The following is a 17,694-nucleotide window of genomic DNA, read 5'->3' on the forward strand; positions in this document are numbered from 1 at the left end:
TCAACGGATTGAGCGAACCAATCTAACCCTGCGTTCCAGATTAAAACGTTTAGTACGTAGAACAATCGGTTTTTCCAAATCGGAGAAGATGCACGATAAGGTGATCGGAACATTCATTGAACGAGAACTCTATCTTTGAATCAATCATTGGAGTCACGACCTTATTATTCATACCCTCACGATGGGTAACGTGATGTTAAGTTGCTTGCGTATATTTAAAATTGCTTTTTAAATAAGTCGCCAAAAAAGCGTCCCATAACCAACACCAAAACCACAATAGTTAACATATCTATTGTCATGTTGATGTCATACTGAGGGGTTAGACGGAGTGCTCCCATGGTCATGATTAATAGAAGATTTCCTCCAATTATTCTATATATCATAAGCTTAGGTGTTGAAAATGCTTTCCAAACAACCAAGATATTAATGAAATAAAAGGCGATTAATTGCCAAAATTCAGTCATCATTGGCATGATAGTGATATATTGAAAGCTATAAGCAATACCAAATCCAATAATACTCAAGAACATATCTTTTATTAGGATGGTAGGCATCGTTGGTAATAGACTTGAGAATATTCCCAGCATCAGTGGGAACATAACGCTGCCCGGTATTGACATATAGATCCACATAAAAATACCAACAATGTACATACTGACGCCGTGAGCGATCTTCCTTTTGTCTTCTTTCCAATGCTGAGAGAAAGAACGAGTTTTAATGGTTGGTAGCGTGACATAACCATGATATGCCTGTAAAAAATCTGGTAAAGCAAAATATTCTGGCGTTTGAGGATTGAACTCCTCTAGTGCAGTTAATATTTTATTAAGTAACTCAGTATCAATCTCTTTCTCACTATCAAGTTGTACCTGTCGTAAATAGTGGTGAATGATGGCAAAATCGAGTAGCCTTTTTTGCCATAGTGTTTTATGGAAAGTTAAGTTATTGCTACTTTTTGTTGGAATACTCAAAAAGTTATTCAGTGATGCGATTAGTTGTCTTAAGTCTATTTCCTCGGTGTTGGAATTATGCTCTGCAGCATTGATCAATGATTTAGTATCGTTGATCATACGCTGATGCATTCTCCCAAAAAGTTCTGAGAAAGTTTGCTCTGAACTTACCGGCCAAAGTAAACGGAAGACGACGATAAAAGTGACGACTCCTAGAACGGTTTCTTGTATGCGAAGTAACGCAGTGTTGAAGGTGTTTTGACTGTCAAAACCACCAGTCCACGCAATAATTGAACAGACTGAAAATGCCATTGTGAAAATATAGCCACGTTTACTATCGGTGGCCATAAATAAACACAATGTCATAAATAGACCGTAGAAAAAAAGGAAAAGGAATCGATCTTGAGAAAATAGCATTACAAGAAATAAGGCGTAACCGACCCCTATTATTGTTCCCCAAATACGGTTGTGTCCTTTCAAAACCGAATGTGAAAAAGATTCGGTCATTGCCATTGAAAATACGGCTAGAGCTGCCCAATAAGGTTTTTCCCACTGAAACCATATGGCAAGGCCGATCGCCAATACCATGGATAGTGCGACTTTTATTGCTTCTTTAGTTGAAGAGCTAAGCACGATAGTTACCTTTTAAGTAAATTAATCTGTAATAATATTATTTTTAATAGCATCAGCTTTTAATAATATTAATTTTCAACGACGTGAATTCTTAATCACCATCATCTTAATTTTTTATGATCTGCACTGAGGCAGTCATGCCTACACGTAGTTGTAAGTCTTTAGGAATATTGATTAGTTTTACTTTTACTGGTATGCGTTGAGCGAGGCGGATCCATTGAAAGTTTGGATTTACATTAGGTAATAAATTAGCACCTGTAGTACCGTCCTGCTTAGCTATGCCGTAGCCAATACTCTCTATTTCACCTTCAAGCGCATAGTCATCACTCATAAGTAATGTCACAAAAGCCTTATTTTTCGGAGCAACGCCTTGTAAGTCTGTTTCTTTAAAGAAGCCTTCAATCCAGAAGCTATTTTCGTCAATAAGAGCAACAACTGGAGTGTTGGCAACAACTTGTGACCCAACTCTTAGGTTGAAATTGGTAATATACCCATCAGTAGGGGCATAAACTTTAGTAAATTCAAGGTTGAGTTTTGCTTCTTCAACGTTTGCTTTCATTAACTCTAAGTTAGCAAGTGCTGTTTCAACCGCATTGCTTAAGTTGTTCAATGTCAACGTAGATACGGCTCCGGGTGTAAGCTGTTCGAGGTGACGTTGGCGTAGTTCTTCATTTTGGGCTTTTTTAACAAGTGCTGCAGCTTGCTTTTTTGACGCTAGCGCCTTGTGGTAATTAGTTTGATAAATACTTGGATCAATTTCAAACAACAAATCACCTTGCTTTACATGTGAGTTATCGTCTACTAGTAGGCGAGTAACTTGACCAGTCACTCGTGGTGTAATTGATACGATATGCGCACGAACTTGGCCATCTCGTGTCCATGGGTTTTGTGCGTAAGTTTGGTATTGAGAAAACAATACATAGCCAGCACTTAGCATCAGAATAAAAGTAACAAAATAACGTTTAATCACGGTGTTTTCTCTCAAAATGTGGTGATAAATTGACTAATGATGCCGGTAAAAATAATTACCAAGCTGAATTCTGCTAGAGCGGGATGAGCAACATATTTATGCCAACCCAATTTAGCCATAATCAGGCTGGTTGTACTTGCCAAGAAATATGCAATTACAACCACCAATAGTAATGGGGGAATATAAATTTCACCCCAAGCAAGTTCGTGTGGTACTACATTCATAAATCACCCGCTTCCGTTGTTATTAATCTAAGAACGCACATTATCGTAAGAGCGAATGTTTTTTAAATCGCATTTGATGGACTCTACCCATCAAATCACCGGCTTGGTGTTGTCTGTCAACATCGATGCGAGGCAAAAGTTTAAACATTATGTTTTTTGTCATTTGCTGAGCTTTGGAAATATGGTGAATTAATTACTTTTTCTGCATCTGATCCACAATATAATAATTTAAATTCTCATTATTTATAATTTAAAAGAAATCTACATAGATCTTGATTTTGCGGTGTGGCTTAAAAATACTATTTAAAGTCATTATTTATTATGTGGTTAATGTTGTTTTTTGTGTTGGCTTGGTGATTTTATCGGCATGGAGATATTTTGTTTTTAATGGATTGATTCACAATAAATTTTATTTTGAATGATTTGGTCCATCAATTGGGATTATTGCTTTATCGATGGAGGATACATAATTTGGGCATGAACTACATTTAGATACGTAATTAAACATTTCCAGGAGCCAATAATGAATTACGCACGTCAACCATTACCACCGAGACTTTCTAAAGAATTTTCGGTTCTGATTGTCGCGAATATTAATGATGATACGGCGGTTAGCAGAAGTGCCAGTGAAATTTGTAATGAGTTAGCAATAGATGGTATTCGAGTCGTTACCAGTAAAAATCTTACTGATTTTGAAACTGCAGTATCTTCAAGTCCTGCATATAGCTGTGTCGTTCTCGGCTGGGGAATCTGCCAAGCTGATCATCAAAAAGCACTACAAGCTATCAAAATATTGCAAAAGCGTTGTGCTGGTATCCCTATTATTCTTGGTGTCACCAAACAAACAGCCAATCATATTCCATTAGAGTTTTCAGAAGTTATAGAAAGCGTTATTTATATCCCAGAAGATAGTCCTAAGTTTATTGCAGGTCGAATTAAAGCTGCTTCTAAGCGTTATCTTGATTCGGTATTGCCTCCATTTTTTGGTGCGATGGTCAACTTTGACGATACTCACGAATATTCATGGCACACACCAGGCCATACTGGTGGTACGGCTTTCATGAAAACGGCGGTGGGTAAGGCATTTGTCGATTTCTATGGCGAGCAAATGTTGCGTTCAGATCTGTCAATCTCAGTCGGTGAACTTGGCTCATTAAATGACCACAGTGGCCCTGTTAAAGAGTCAGAACAATATGCCGCCAAAGTATTTGGTGCTGATTATACCTACTATTCTGTTGGTGGTAGTTCAGCCAGTAATGAAATCATTCTGCATTCGGCGGTGACCGATGGTGATGCTGTTTTGGTTGACCGTAACTGTCATAAATCATTGAATTACGCACTGAATATGTCAGGTGCAATGCCTATCTATATGGTTCCTCGTCGTAATGCTCGGGGTGTCATTGGTCCGGTACCAAGCTCAGAAATGACGCCAACAGCGATTCAACAAAAAATTGATGAAAGTCCGTTATTGGCAGATAAAACGGTAACTCCAGTGCTCGCAGCACTAACCAATTCAACTTACGATGGTTTAACGTACAACGTTGAAACAACGACACGATTATTGAGCGAGACAGTACCTCGTATTCATTATGATGAAGCTTGGTATGCCTATGCCCGTTTTAATAATCTCTACGAAGGTCGTTATGGTATGCACCGTGGTGAAAGGCACGAAGACGATGCCACTATTACGGTGACGCATTCCACACATAAGCTTTTAGCAGCATTGTCACAAGCATCAATGATTCATATTCGTTCTGGCAAAGTGCCAGTGAAACCAGCGTTGTTTAATGAAGCGTACATGATGCACACCTCTACATCGCCACAATACAGCATTATTGCTTCGACCGATGTGTCAGCAAAAATGATGGATGACTCGGGTGAATACCTAACAGATGAATGTATTCACGAAGCGATTTCATTCCGTCAAGCAATGGTGAAAATTAAGTATGAAATGCAGCAACGTAACCAAAATGATTGGTGGTTTGATGTATGGCAGCCTGATGCAATTGAAGGTACACCATTCCAAGATATGGATCCTCAAACGTTAAAAACTGACAGCAATGCTTGGTTATTGAAACCAAATGCAAAATGGCACGGTTTTGGTGATTTAGGCGCTGATTACTGCATGTTAGATCCAATCAAAGTGACAGTATTAACTCCGGGGATGGATATTGACGGTGACCTAGAAGAGAGCGGTATTCCGGCGACCTTAGTTTCCTCTTTCTTGGCAAGTCGCGGCATTGTGGTTGAGAAAACAGAACCTTACTCGCTACTTCTGTTGTTCTCTATCGGTGCAACGAAGGGTAAATGGGGTTCATTGGTTGCAGGCATGATGGAATTTAAAACACATTATGACAACAACACCGAACTGGGCATGGTATTACCTGACTTAGTAGCTAGTCACCCTGAGCGTTATGATGGTTTAGGCATTCGTGACCTCGCTGATCAAATGCATCAAGCGATCGTTGAAACCAAGATGCTAGAAAGCATGGATCATGCCTTCACTCAATTACCAACAGTTGTAAAAAGTCCACGTGAAACTTATGGGCAACTTGTGAAAGGCAATATTGAAGCTGTGCCAGTAAAAGAGATGGCTGGCCGTATTGTCGCGGTACAAGTTGTACCTTACCCACCGGGTATTCCTCTAATGATGCCGGGTGAAAAAGCAGAAGGCGATAGCACTGCGGTTATTGATTACTTACTAGCACTACAAGCATTTGATTCTCAATTCCCTGGTTTTGAGCACGATACTCATGGTGTTGAGATTGAACAAGACGATAACGGTGAGCTTGTATATATGACTTACTGCTTAACTGAATAAAAGTTACCTAATTACAGATTTAAACGATATTTCGTCATTTTGTCGTAACAGTGATGCGAAGTATCGATTCACAACTTTCAAATGAGATTTAATTATGATCGCAACAAATTACAACCCAGTAAAAAGTAAAGTGCTTGTCATTGACGAAGGGTTAGAGAAACTCGATACCGCTTTTGGTCGCAATACTAAAGTGTTGGTTGATGAACTGACAAAACGTGATGTTTATGTTTCAACGGCAGTGAGTGAAGAAGAGGCTTTAGCGGCTATCGTTTCTGACGCTTCTATCCACGGTGTGCTATTAAGCTGGGAATTAACTGGCATTGGTAAGGATGGTAAACGTTCGGCAGAAATACTACTGAATGAGTTAGCGCAACGTCACAGAAATATCCCTGTATTTTTAATGGCTAAAAACAGCGAGCAAGTGAAGACAATCAACGAAGATGTCATGACTAAAGTTGAAGAATTCGTTTGGATGCTAGAAGACACTGCTGATTTTATTGCTGGACGAATGATCGCAGCGGTTGATCGTTACCGTGCCCAGCTACTGCCTCCTTTTGCAGCAGCATTAGCCAAATATTCAAAGTTACGTGAGCAATCTTGGTCTGCTCCTGGCCACCAAGGGGGTATCGCATTTACTAAACTGCCTGTTGGCCGTGCTTTCTTTGATTTTTATGGTGAAAATCTATTTCGTACTGATATGGGTATTGAACGTGGTCAATTAGGCTCACTGCTTGATCACACAGGACCTGTCGCAGAAAGTGAAAAATACGCAGCAAAAGTATTCGGTGCTGACCGTTCATATAATGTAACTGGTGGTACATCTGGCTCTAACCGTACCATCATGCAAGCGGCTATGGTTGAAAATGATGTGGTGATTTGTGACCGAAACTGCCACAAATCAATTGAACAAGGTTTAATGCTTACTGGTGCTCGTCCTGTTTACTTGGTTCCAACTCGTAACCAGTATGGCATTATTGGCCCTGTACCTGCTTCAGACATGTCAGTTGAAAGCATTACTAATAAAATTGAAACCAGCCCATTAACTAAAGATCTTGAAAATAAAGATCCCGTTTATTCTGTGTTGACTAGCTGTACTTACGATGGTTTGTGTTACAACGCTGTTGATGTTGAAAACCTACTTGGTCAAAGTAGCCCACGTATTCATATGGATGAAGCGTGGTACGGTTACGCACGTTTTAATCCAATTTACAAAGACCACTTCGCAATGCGAGATGGAGCTGGTCAAGATGATCCAAACGCTCCGACTGTATTCGCAACTCACTCAACACATAAGTTGTTAGCGGCATTATCACAAGCCTCTTACATTCACGTTCGTGATGGGCGTGATGCGATTCCACATGACCGTTTTAACCAGTCATACATGATGCATGCAACAACATCACCACTGTATTCAATCGTAGCGTCTAACGATATTGCATCAGCTATGATGGATGGTGAAGGCGGAACTATGCTGACAACCGATGCAATTAAAGAAGCGGTGAGTTTCCGTCAAGCAGTAGGTAAAGCATTTAAGAGTCATGAAAGTAATGGTGATTGGTTCTTTAAACCGTGGAACGCGGAGACAGTAGTAGACCCTGTAACTGGCGAGAGCTACCCATTTGAAGAAGCACCATCAGAATTGTTGGTGTCAGAACAGAGTTGCTGGCGCTTAGAACCTAAAGATAAATGGCATGGATTCAAAGACTTACAAGACAACTGGGTTATGCTTGATCCAATTAAAGTGAGCCTATTGACTCCGGGTATGAGTGAAGATGGTGAACTTCTGGAGACAGGTGTTCCTGCTGAGTTGTTTACAGCTTATGCGTCTCGATTTGGTATTGTGCCAACTCGTACTACCGATTTCCAAGTGATGTTCCTATTCAGTATTGGCGTGACAAAAGGTAAATGGGTGACATTAATTAACACCTTGTTGTCATTCAAACGTCACTACGATGAGAATGCGCCATTGACTCAGGTATTGCCTGAGCTGGTAAGTAGTAACCCAGAGCGTTATGGCAATCTTGGTCTGAAAGATCTAGGTAATGAGATGTTTGAGTTCTTGAAAAAGCATGATCCAGGCCAAGCACTAAATGATGCTTACTCAACGATCCCACAACCAGAAATGACACCACGTGCTGCGTTCCAGCAACTGGTAAAAGACAACATCGAATTGGTTCCTGCCGACAAATTAGCGGGTCGTGTTGCTGCAAATGCGGTTATGCCATACCCACCAGGTATCCCAATGATGATGTCTGGCGAGAAATTTGATGAAAGCAACAGTCCTCAAATTGAATACATGTTGAAGCTTGGCTTGTGGGATGAAATGTTCCCTGGCTTTGAGCATGAAGTAGAAGGCGCTGAAGTTGTCGATGGTGTCTATAACGTACTTTGTCTTAAAGCATAAAACCCAGCGCAACCAAAAATTGATGTTTCGATAAGTAAAAAATAAAGCGGTTATTTGTCATCAGATGATAACCGCTTGTTTTGAGGAAAGCATCTCATCGCCATTTTAGATTGTGAACCCACAATCAACACATTTTAATTATCAAGAGATCTTTTGTATGGCTGATACAAATAAAAAAATGACACTGGCGGGTTTAACCACGCTAGTGGCTGTGAATATGATGGGGTCGGGCATTATTATGTTACCGGCCACCATGGCACAAATTGGTGCGGTGTCACTACTGTCATGGATAGTGACAGCGGTTGGTTCAATGGCTATCGCTTATGCTTTTGCTCAACTCGGGGTATTTTGTAATCGCTCGGGTGGTATGTCTGCCTATTCTGAAGAAGCGCATGGTAAGTCGAGCTTTTTCATGGCTTCATTCCTTTATTACCTATCACTAGCGATTGGTAACGTAGCGATTGCCATTTCAGCGGTGGGCTATTTAACCCCGTTTTTCCCATGGTTAGGAACTGGCGCAACACCACTCTTTATTGGTGTGGTTGGTCTAATTTGGGTTACTACACTGGCTAATTTCGGTGGGCCTAAATTAACGGGTAAATTGGGTGCAATTACCGTGTGGGGTGTGATTATTCCGGTTGCTGGCTTGGGTGTCATTGGTTGGTTCTGGTTCTCTGGTGATGTGTTTGCACAAGCTTGGAACCCAAATAACCTAGCGATTAGTGATGCAATTGATCAAAGTATTCCAATGACATTATGGGCGTTCCTGGGTATGGAATCGGCGGCACAAAACTCAGACGCCGTAGAAAACCCTAAGAAAAACGTACCATTAGCGTGTTTGCTTGGTACTTTGGGCGCGGCTGTTGTGTACATTCTATCGACTGCGGTTATCCAAGGTATTGTACCGAATGCAGAGCTTGCGACTTCAACGGCTCCTTTTGCTTACGTTTATGCACAAATGTTTAACCCAGTGGTCGGTAACATCATTATGGCATTGGCAGTGATTGCCTGTATTGGTTCGCTTTTAGGTTGGCAGTTCACGTTGGCACAAACAGCCAAATTCACAGCCGACGGTGGCATGTTCCCGAAAGTTTTATCGAAAGTGAGTAAAGCAGGGGCACCAATTCTAGGTATGTTGATTGCGGGTGTGATTCAGACATTAATGGCCGTTTCGACCATGTCACCTGATGCGACCGAGCAGTTTAATAAATTAGTCAACTTGGCGGCGGTTACTAACATTGTTCCTTATATCACCGCGATTTCAGCACTCGTGATAGTTATGCGTAAAGCAAACGTGACGGGTAATGCGTTCAAATTGAACATTGTCGTTATGCTTATGGCTATCCTTTACAGCGCTTATGCCTTGTATGCTTCAGGTATGGAGGCGGTATTTGGTGGTATGGTCGTCATGATGTTCTCTTACCTATTGTATGGTTTCATCGCGTATCGATTCGATGACAGCAAAACGGCTGATACTGAGTCAAGCGCTGCGTAATCTCTCGATGTTAAACGATACGAATTTACAGATTTTGAAGTAAGGAATACCGATATGGTACAGAATAAAATAGGGTCATTGAGCGTTATGGCGATGACATTACTGATGTCAGCGTTTGGTGCTCAAGCGAACAATGATGTGCTAACGAATGCTAAGCAAACAGGTCAAATAAACTTTGGTTATGTGGCTGATGAAGCGCCGTATTCATCATTGAATGACAAGGCTAGTGAGCCAAAAGGTTACGCGATTGATTTGTGTAATAAAGTGGCAGATAGCATCAAAGCTCAGCCGGGTTATGGTGATATGAAAGTTGTGTATCACCCAACCCAACTCAATGAGGGTCTACAACAAGTTGCAGAGGGTGAGTTTGACCTGTTGTGTGGCGCGGCCATGGAAACGCTGACTCGTCGTGAGCAGGTCAGTTTTTCAATGCCAATCGATAAGGGTGGCTTAAGCGCGGTCATTAACGAAAATGCGAGTGCGGATTTAAAACGAGTACTGGAAGATAAGCCGGCTCATACTGGTCCTAAATGGCGTGCGACGGTGAACCGTGGTTTGGCTAATCATACTTACGTGGTTCATGAAGGTACGGTAACAGAGGCTTGGGTACGCAACAAAATTAAACAACTGGGTGTAGTTGCAACGGTGGTTACTGCGAAGACACATGAAGAGGGCATCAAACTGGTCTCGGAAGGAGTGGCGGATGCGTATTTTGCCGACCGTTTTGAGTTAATCGGTGAGCTTCATCACTCTCACTTGAGCAATGTGGAGTTGTCGCCTCAGGTGTTTGAGTTTGCATACGGCCGTTTAGCACTGCCTAAGAATAACGATGATTTTCGTTTATTGATTGATCGCACGCTGAGTGAGTTATATCAGTCGGATGATTTTGTACCGATGTACACACAGTATTTTGGTAAGCCAACAAAAGAAACACTAAACGACTATCAAGGCTATAGTATCAGTCAGTAATGGCTGTCATTCGATAAAGCAACACCTCAGTCTTTGTTGTTTCACAGAAGAAGTGATGTATGGGGTTAGCCTACTATGTCACTTCTTTTTTAATACCAGTAATATCCATAAAGGTGTTAAACATGCACGAAAATAGTACACCGCAATCTAAGCGATCTCTTGGTTTAGGTATGTGTACCGCTTTAATCATCGGTAACATGATTGGTTCAGGATTCTTTATTGCGCCTGCGGCTTTAGCTCCTTATGGCGCTGTTGCCATTATTGGGTGGGGTGTCATGGCATTTGCTGCCGTTTGTTTAGGAATGATTTTTGCGAGACTAGCAAGGATTAGTCCTATAGCGGGTGGGCCTTATGCTTATACTCGATTAGGTTTTGGTAAATTTACTGGTTTTCTAATTGCATGGGGTTATTGGATTTCAATCTGGGCTTCATTACCTGCTATGGCTGCTGGACTCGTCGGTTATTTGTCGCAGATCTTCCCACTGTTACAAGGTAACGGTGTGTTAAAAATTGCGATTGGTTTAGGCGCCATGTGGCTTGTCGCTCTCATTAATATCCGCGGAGTGAAAGAAGCGGGCTTATTTCAAGCCGTAACGGTTTATACCAAATTAGTCCCTTTTATTGCGATTAGTATTTTTGGTTTATTTTGGGTTGATTGGGGACACTTTGATGTACTAAATCCAAGTGATAAGCCCTTTTTAAGTGCCTTAGCGGCCACGGCGCCTTTAACTATGTTTGCCTTTTTAGGGATTGAATCGGCAACAGTGCCGGCCGGTGATGTTATTGACCCAGAAAAAACGATTCCAAGAGCCACCATTTTAGGTACAACTGTTTCGGCACTGGTTTACATACTGGGTACTACCGTTGTTATGGGAGTTTTACCAAGAGAAACACTAATAAACTCAAGTGCACCATTTGCTGATGCAGCCAATGCCATTTGGGGGCCTACCGCAGCGATGATTATCTCGATTGCTGCTGTTATTTCTTCTCTCGGTGCCATTAACGGTTGGACATTGTTGATGGGACAGGTGCCGATGGCAGCTGCAAAAGATGGAGCCATGCCAGGATTTTTTAGTAAGCAGTCAAAAAGCGGTACACCGAGAAATGGTATTGTGCTTTCTGTAATGTTATCAAGCGCTTTGTTGCTTATTGATGCTTCAGGATCTAGTGCATTGGCTACATTTTATAATCTCATCGTTAACTTATCGACAGATACAGCAATGATTCCTTATGTATTTTGTTGTTTAGTGGAAGGTATTCTTTATGTTAAGCGAGATAAATTATCTCAAGTTTTGAATATAAAATCCTACTGGCCGATTGCAAGTGTCGCATTCCTATTTTCAGTGGCTACCATTTATGGTGCAGGGCCTGATGCTGGGATGTGGTCTTTATTGCTATTAATGTTAGCGGTTCCAGTTTGGTTGGTCATTTGTTCTGAAAAAATGAAAGATAATTAGTAGCACTAGATTTATTTCAATTTTAAAGCCTCGTTATGACGAGGTTTTTTTCTAGCTCCAATTTTAAATAGCCATACTTAATATTTTATGGATTTAACCCATCAAATTGGATTAATCAATATTAAATTGTTAATTTACAATGTGGTTTAATGAGTCTGGTTTTATATGTAGATAGATAATATATGAACAGCATTATCCCAATTCAATCTCATGTTGTATTTGCTTATACGGGAAATAGTTCAGCCGCATTTAATCATGCTAGTAATACGGCTTACGGTGTGCTTAAAATGACTGAAGCAGTTGGTTCATGGGAACACAATATTGGCACCAGATGATTTTTCTGCTGTGAAAGTCGCTGACTAGTTAATTATTAACCTAGGTGAAAAATAAAAAGTTGCGATTGATTCGCAGTTTTTTATATGGTTGTTTTTTGAGAATCTCAACACATCCTTGTGATGATAGGTGGCTAGAGTGATAGGAGTTCAGAAAAGTATTTTGTTGACCAAGTTCTGGTTATATAGAAAGCGTGCTAGTTTAAAACCGTATAACCACGTCCAGTCATACAGTTGCGCATAACATTTTGTTTTTGAATATCATATTGTTGCTCTGCTTGACGTTTTTCTGAGCCATGTTTTAAAGCTCCACCAATTACTCCAATTCCAGCTCCTACTTTAGCGCCATTAGAACCACTGCCGCCACCAATCGCGCTGCCGACCGCACCCAATGCTGCTCCTTTCGCTGTGGAACCTAATACATCGTGGCCCAGTGAATCAGTTTGATGTTGTTCAACTTGATTTGATAACTGATCACATTCATATAAGTCAGCATGATATTTCTGCTCATCAACATTCTTTGTGTCAACGATAATATTTGCATATGACAGCGAAGGCAAAGTGAATATGAGTAATGTGCTCAGCAGTAATTGTTGTTTTTTCATGATGGTTCTCTCTATGAGTAATAATATTCTGCATCGCGATAGTATCTTAACCTATGAGCTTTGCTCTCTCTCTTATGATTGATTGAGTCCTACATGGATATTGGTGACTCACAAATAAGTTAATGAAGGGTGGTGTCCTTCATATACGATTAACCACATTATGCATTCTTATTTATTCTCTTGTTAAATCGAGTCACTTGCGGCCTACCTGTAACTTTATATAGTAAAGCAGTGATAGAAATCTTTGGATAAAAACGCCAATCTACAGAAGGTAATCATAATGAAAAAAACACTTATTTCGCTTTTTTTGATGTCACTAGCTGCAAATGTATCAGCTCAGACCCCAGAAGTGTTGGATGTGCAAAATGTCGATCAAACCATGAGCCAATTGATGATGGTTGAGCAAGAAGGTGAATTCTTTGTGACTATTGACGAAGAAACAGGTTTCGAAGAAATTACCTTCTCAGGTTTTGTTGCCGAAAGGTATAGCGAGATTTATATCAGCAGACATGATGCGAAAGCATTACAGCTTGAACAAAAGAAAAAATTCTATGTTTATGGTGAAAAAGATCTGGAAGCACTAAACAAAAAAATAGCATTACGTATTGATCAGGATAATCCAAAGTTTTTCTCTGTTGATCTCTACCGTGACTATCATGGTGATTCTGGTGATTTTAGCTATGTTGCTCGAGTCATGGAGTATTAATAATCAATACATTAGCCCATTTTAATTGAGTGGGTTTTTTATTACCCTAAATTGGTTCAATACTGGAATTTTTACAGGACTTGGTATGTCTGAAACTCAGTATGTTGTTTAATAGAACTATATCAAGCTAAAGTGAAGGTTAATCATTATTCAAAAACAATTCTGGATAGTCGCTAAACACAGCATTAATAGTTTGTAAATGGCGCAGTTTCTTTGGATTGTTGACCGTATAACACCACACTTGATATCCCGCTTGTTGGAGTTGTTGGACATGTTTTTTGCTTGTCCAACGGAAGTTTAAGTTACAGCTAAAAGCATTGATCTCTTCTAACAGCTGCCAGTCCTTTTTTGATAGCCTTTCACTTAACACTCCTAATTTATAGCCTTGGCAATACAGCGCTAGCGTACGCATGATGTCGTGGCTAAAGCTAGAGAGTAAAATATTTTTTTTGTCGATTGGACTATGATCAAGCTGCTGTTTTAATTGTTGAGCAACGTTTGAAACATCGTGCCGGTCGACCTTTACTTCAATATTTAGCCCTAATTTGTGCTTGGCTGCCAAAATCAATAATTCTTCAAGCGTCATAATGGGCTCGCCAGTAAAGGTTGGATTAAACCAACGACCAAAATCAAGTTGTTTGAGTTGTTGTAGGGTATAGGTATCCACCCGGCCTTTGCCATTACTACAGCGGTTAACAGTGTGATCATGGCATACCACCAATACATTATCTTTGGTTGGTTGCACGTCGATTTCAACCCAATCTAAACCTAAATCAATTGCAGCTTGGACGCTGACTTTGGTATTTTCAGGAAAGCGACCAGCTACACCGCGATGCCCAACAACAATTAAAGACATACTTATTCCTTATTACATTTATTTTTTGAGGTAGAATTGGTGACAGAACAATAGCATCGCACTTGACTGCTGTACTATTTTTACAGAGCAATTAATTCTAGCAACTTTTAGCTGATACCCTACTATCAATAGATTTCCCTACATTCAAAATAAGCGCGCCGATAAAAATGGCAATGACTATCGAAACCAAACGCAGCAATTCTGCGGTCATCGAGTCGGTGCCTTGATTTTTAATAATTTGATAGGTTAATACGGTAAAGTTTGTAAATAGTAACTGGTAAATACTCAGCCGACAGTTACAACGAATGGCATAGCAAGCCAGTTGGATACCACAAAATAGAGCAACGCCTAATACAACCCAAGTTGGTACATGAAACATAAACAGCAACATTACAGGTACCGTAAATAATATACCAATGGTGGTGGTGACTAAACGATTGTGGCTAAACATTTTGTGTTCATGTTGTATTGGCGTTTTAATCATGCTGCTGATAGTGATTGCAATCAATATTGACTGAGAACTACCAGTACCGATCAATGCCGCTAACACCAAACTCATGGCCGTTGCTTTGAATATAATCAAAGTAATATGTGCGGTAGTTTTCTCCTGGCTTTGTTCATCTGGTTGAATGTCTTGTTCGTCGCCAGGAAAGATTAAGAAACCCAATGAAGTTACAATGATAGCAATGACAAGAGCTTCAAACATTAACCAAGGTAAAACACTAGCGGATACGCCCATTTGCTTAGTCATTACCGCCATGATGATGACGACCATGAGTGTTAATGTTGATAGGATATCTTTAGGATCACGGTGACTACGATAATAACTTAAAAATAGCAAAGCCCAACAAAACAGAGCAAAGCCGGTTGGCGTGTCAACCAGTATTTCACCTAGGTTGACCACAATAAAACTGATAAAAAACATCACCAACAGTAATTTTAGTAACAGGCTAACCGGTGGCTTAGAGGGCATGATAGTTAGAAATATCACCACAAATATTGGCGCCAACATCGGCATGGCTGCACCGTTAAACTGCAAGTAAAACAGTAACAATATTGGGGCGAAAACCAACCTTATAATTGGATTAGCCGCACTATGAAACATAAGTCCATACACTCACGATGCGCATCCAGATTCGTACTAGCCATTCACCAAAGCTACTTTGTTCAGTAAAGAAAGCCACAGTAGCTTGTGAACCATAACGAATGTTAGACGGTACTTCGCCATTTTCAAAAACAATGTTAACCGGATAACGTTGAGCACTTAATGACTTGGTATCTGCGTTTAAAAAGCCAGTGGTTTGGTCGATATTATTGCTACCTCCAGTACCCCAGCCAATGCTGTCTACTTTACCGAGTAAAACACGACCCGGTAATGCATCAAGTACAATTTCAACACGCTGACCGACACGGATGTATTCTGTAGAGTTTTCTCTCACTAATGCTGAGATCCACACACCGCGAGGATCAATGAAAGTCAGCATTGGCGAACCTACGGTGGCTTTTTGGCCTGTAGTAAGTTGTAGATTAGTCACTATGCCATCGGAAGGCGCGAGAACTTGTGTTTTTTGTAAATCTAATTGCGCTTGTTCAAGCTTGGCCATCGCAGACAAAATTTGTGGGTTGTTGCTACCTTTTGGACCCAAATTTTGTTGTGCCTGTGTTAATGAGGCCTCTGCGGCTTTAAATGACGCTTGAGTGCGTTCGCGCGCTTCAATCGTGTTATCGAGATCCGCTTTACTTAGCACACCTTTTCTGGCTAATTCAGTGACTCGTGCTGCTTGTTCCCTGGCATTATTACGCGCTGCTAGTGCATCAACGACTTTAGCTTGTGCCACTTCAACCGCTGCTGTACTCGCACCAATGTTTTGCCCGGCAATTGCTAAATTGGCCTGAGCTGCTTTTAGGTTAATTTCATAATTTCTTGAGTCGATCTTGAATAACACATCACCAGAGCGAACAACCTGATTATTGACAACATTAACATCTGTGATGTTACCTGACACTTCAGGAGCAATTCTTACTAAATAAGAGTGAACTCGTGCGGTGCTCGTCATTGGAGTAACTCGGTCTGCCCACAAACTGTAAAACCAAATAAATAAAATTAATCCAATAATATAGAAACTCAGTTTCTTGGATGATTTTTCCGCAGCAGACATGCTTTAAACTCTCTTCAAAATAAAGCTTTATGATAATTGCCGAAATGTATTGCAGCAAGTAATGATTCTAATCGACAGAAAAATGAACCCCATAATAAATGGAGCTCACGCTGCATTTTAGATGCTTGGAAGGAGGGCTATGAAATGTATGAAAGTAGCGCTTTTTCATCAGGCAATGCTGTCATTGCACCTTTCTTTGTGGTTGCGAGTGCGCCACAACCATTTGCCCATCTAACGGCTTCATGAATGACTGAGGGCTTATACCACTCTTGGTGGAAAGACAGTTTTCGCAGGAGACCACCGACAAAAGCATCGCCAGCACCGGTGGTATCAATAGGGGAGACGGGTGTACCAGATATTAAAGTTTGAGTTTCTGCCGTAATAACTAGCGCCCCTTTTGCTCCTTGAGTAATGACAATCAATGGGATCGAAAGCGGCTTGAGAGTCGCTAAACCTGCCTCAATACTGGTGGTTTGTGTCAGAAATAATAGTTCGTCGTCAGAAAACTTAACGACATCTGCCATCGCTACAGCCTTCATAACCACTTCGCTCATCTCCTCTGGTTTTGACCATACATCATCTCTGAGATTTGGGTCAAAACTGATAAAGCCACCGCTGTCTTTCATTTTTTGTATAGCGTAAAGGGTAGTACTTCGGCTTGGTTCATTTGCTAGTGCGATAGAGCAGCAGTGCAGCCATTCGCCAGCTTTAAAGGAAGGGATATCAGACACGCTTAGGAATTGATCGGCGCTCGGCTTTACCATGAAGGTAAAGCTGCGCTCACCGTGTTCATCTAAGTCAACAACGACCGTTGAAGTGCGTTGATTCTTATCTAATAGCAGATACTCGGTACTGACGTTTTCATCGTTTAAAGTCGATTGGATGAATCGACCCATCGGGTCGTTACCTACACGACCGAAAAAAGCACTATTGCCCCCTAACCTGGCTATTGCGACAGCAACATTAGCGGGTGCACCACCAGGGCATTTTAAATAGTGAGCATCACCTTCTGGAATCAAATCAACCACTGCGTCGCCTGTTACCCATACTTTGTTCATCTTTATTTCTCCAGTAAGTCTTTATTCGAATGAAGGAAGCCCACTCAGTGAGTGGGCT

General features: G+C 40.8%; 16 protein-coding genes. 8 read left to right on the forward strand and 8 right to left on the reverse strand.

What is annotated here, in order from left to right; genetic code table 11:
• Positions 1-139: IS1 family transposase (locus AACW06_RS16030; protein ID WP_238336731.1), on the forward strand; the 139-nt coding region annotated here is incomplete at its 5' end.
• A 76-nt stretch (positions 140-215) separates the two neighbouring features.
• Here the strand turns inward: AACW06_RS16030 and AACW06_RS16035 are convergent.
• The 3 genes from AACW06_RS16035 to AACW06_RS16045 all read right to left on the reverse strand — a co-directional run bounded on the left by AACW06_RS16035 (position 216) and on the right by AACW06_RS16045 (position 2,774).
• Entirely contained in the window at positions 216-1,580 is a 1,365-nt protein-coding gene (locus tag AACW06_RS16035; RefSeq protein ID WP_192075837.1) for an FUSC family protein, read from the reverse strand.
• A gap of 106 nt (positions 1,581-1,686) precedes the next feature.
• Positions 1,687-2,550, reverse strand: a complete 864-nt coding sequence (locus tag AACW06_RS16040; protein WP_192075838.1) for an efflux RND transporter periplasmic adaptor subunit — start codon at positions 2,548-2,550, stop codon at positions 1,687-1,689.
• Positions 2,551-2,561: 11 nt separating this feature from the next.
• Complete coding sequence (locus AACW06_RS16045; protein ID WP_192075839.1) at positions 2,562-2,774, reverse strand: DUF1656 domain-containing protein; 213 nt, start codon at positions 2,772-2,774, stop codon at positions 2,562-2,564.
• Positions 2,775-3,297: 523 nt separating this feature from the next.
• Between AACW06_RS16045 and AACW06_RS16050 the strand changes: the two genes are divergently transcribed.
• From AACW06_RS16050 to AACW06_RS16075, 6 genes are all read left to right on the forward strand, one after another.
• Entirely contained in the window at positions 3,298-5,595 is a 2,298-nt protein-coding gene (locus AACW06_RS16050; RefSeq protein WP_192075840.1) for an Orn/Lys/Arg decarboxylase N-terminal domain-containing protein, read from the forward strand.
• Positions 5,596-5,689: 94 nt separating this feature from the next.
• Positions 5,690-7,999: an arginine decarboxylase gene (gene adiA, locus AACW06_RS16055; RefSeq protein WP_192075841.1), complete on the forward strand. Its 2,310-nt coding sequence runs from the start codon at positions 5,690-5,692 to the stop codon at positions 7,997-7,999.
• A 157-nt stretch (positions 8,000-8,156) separates the two neighbouring features.
• On the forward strand, positions 8,157-9,494 hold the full coding sequence (gene potE / locus AACW06_RS16060; protein WP_192075842.1) for a putrescine-ornithine antiporter: 1,338 nt from the start codon (positions 8,157-8,159) through the stop codon (positions 9,492-9,494).
• Between the two features lie 54 nt (positions 9,495-9,548).
• The gene (locus AACW06_RS16065; protein WP_192075843.1) at positions 9,549-10,463 is read left to right on the forward strand and encodes an amino acid ABC transporter substrate-binding protein; all 915 of its coding nucleotides are present in this window, start codon (positions 9,549-9,551) and stop codon (positions 10,461-10,463) included.
• 122 nt (positions 10,464-10,585) lie between these two features.
• Positions 10,586-11,920 (forward strand): amino acid permease, encoded by a 1,335-nt coding sequence (locus AACW06_RS16070; RefSeq protein WP_192075844.1) that lies wholly within the window; start codon positions 10,586-10,588, stop codon positions 11,918-11,920.
• Between the two features lie 182 nt (positions 11,921-12,102).
• Positions 12,103-12,255, forward strand: coding sequence for a hypothetical protein (locus AACW06_RS16075; RefSeq protein WP_192075845.1), 153 nt, complete (start codon positions 12,103-12,105; stop codon positions 12,253-12,255).
• 194 nt (positions 12,256-12,449) lie between these two features.
• On the opposite strand, the gene AACW06_RS16080 is transcribed toward AACW06_RS16075, so the two are convergent.
• Positions 12,450-12,857, reverse strand: a complete 408-nt coding sequence (locus AACW06_RS16080; RefSeq protein ID WP_192075846.1) for a glycine zipper family protein — start codon at positions 12,855-12,857, stop codon at positions 12,450-12,452.
• A 280-nt stretch (positions 12,858-13,137) separates the two neighbouring features.
• Here AACW06_RS16080 and AACW06_RS16085 point away from each other — a divergent pair, with 280 nt between their 5' ends.
• A complete protein-coding gene (locus AACW06_RS16085; protein WP_192075847.1) occupies positions 13,138-13,563 on the forward strand; it encodes a hypothetical protein in 426 nt (141 codons plus the stop codon).
• Between the two features lie 139 nt (positions 13,564-13,702).
• On the opposite strand, the gene AACW06_RS16090 is transcribed toward AACW06_RS16085, so the two are convergent.
• The 4 genes from AACW06_RS16090 to AACW06_RS16105 form a co-directional block, all read right to left on the reverse strand.
• Positions 13,703-14,419, reverse strand: coding sequence for a glycerophosphodiester phosphodiesterase family protein (locus AACW06_RS16090; protein WP_192075848.1), 717 nt, complete (start codon positions 14,417-14,419; stop codon positions 13,703-13,705).
• A 97-nt stretch (positions 14,420-14,516) separates the two neighbouring features.
• A complete protein-coding gene (locus AACW06_RS16095; protein WP_192075849.1) occupies positions 14,517-15,524 on the reverse strand; it encodes a DUF2955 domain-containing protein in 1,008 nt (335 codons plus the stop codon).
• Positions 15,514-16,578, reverse strand: a complete 1,065-nt coding sequence (locus AACW06_RS16100; protein ID WP_192075850.1) for an HlyD family secretion protein — start codon at positions 16,576-16,578, stop codon at positions 15,514-15,516. The genes AACW06_RS16095 and AACW06_RS16100 overlap by 11 nt, the downstream gene beginning before the upstream one ends.
• A 137-nt stretch (positions 16,579-16,715) precedes the next feature.
• Entirely contained in the window at positions 16,716-17,636 is a 921-nt protein-coding gene (locus AACW06_RS16105) for an aminoimidazole riboside kinase (protein ID WP_192075851.1), read from the reverse strand.
• Positions 17,637-17,694: the final 58 nt, after the last annotated feature.

Origin of the sequence: Vibrio sp. S12_S33, from assembly GCF_963889785.1 — a bacterium.
GTDB lineage: Bacteria > Pseudomonadota > Gammaproteobacteria > Enterobacterales > Vibrionaceae > Vibrio > Vibrio aestuarianus.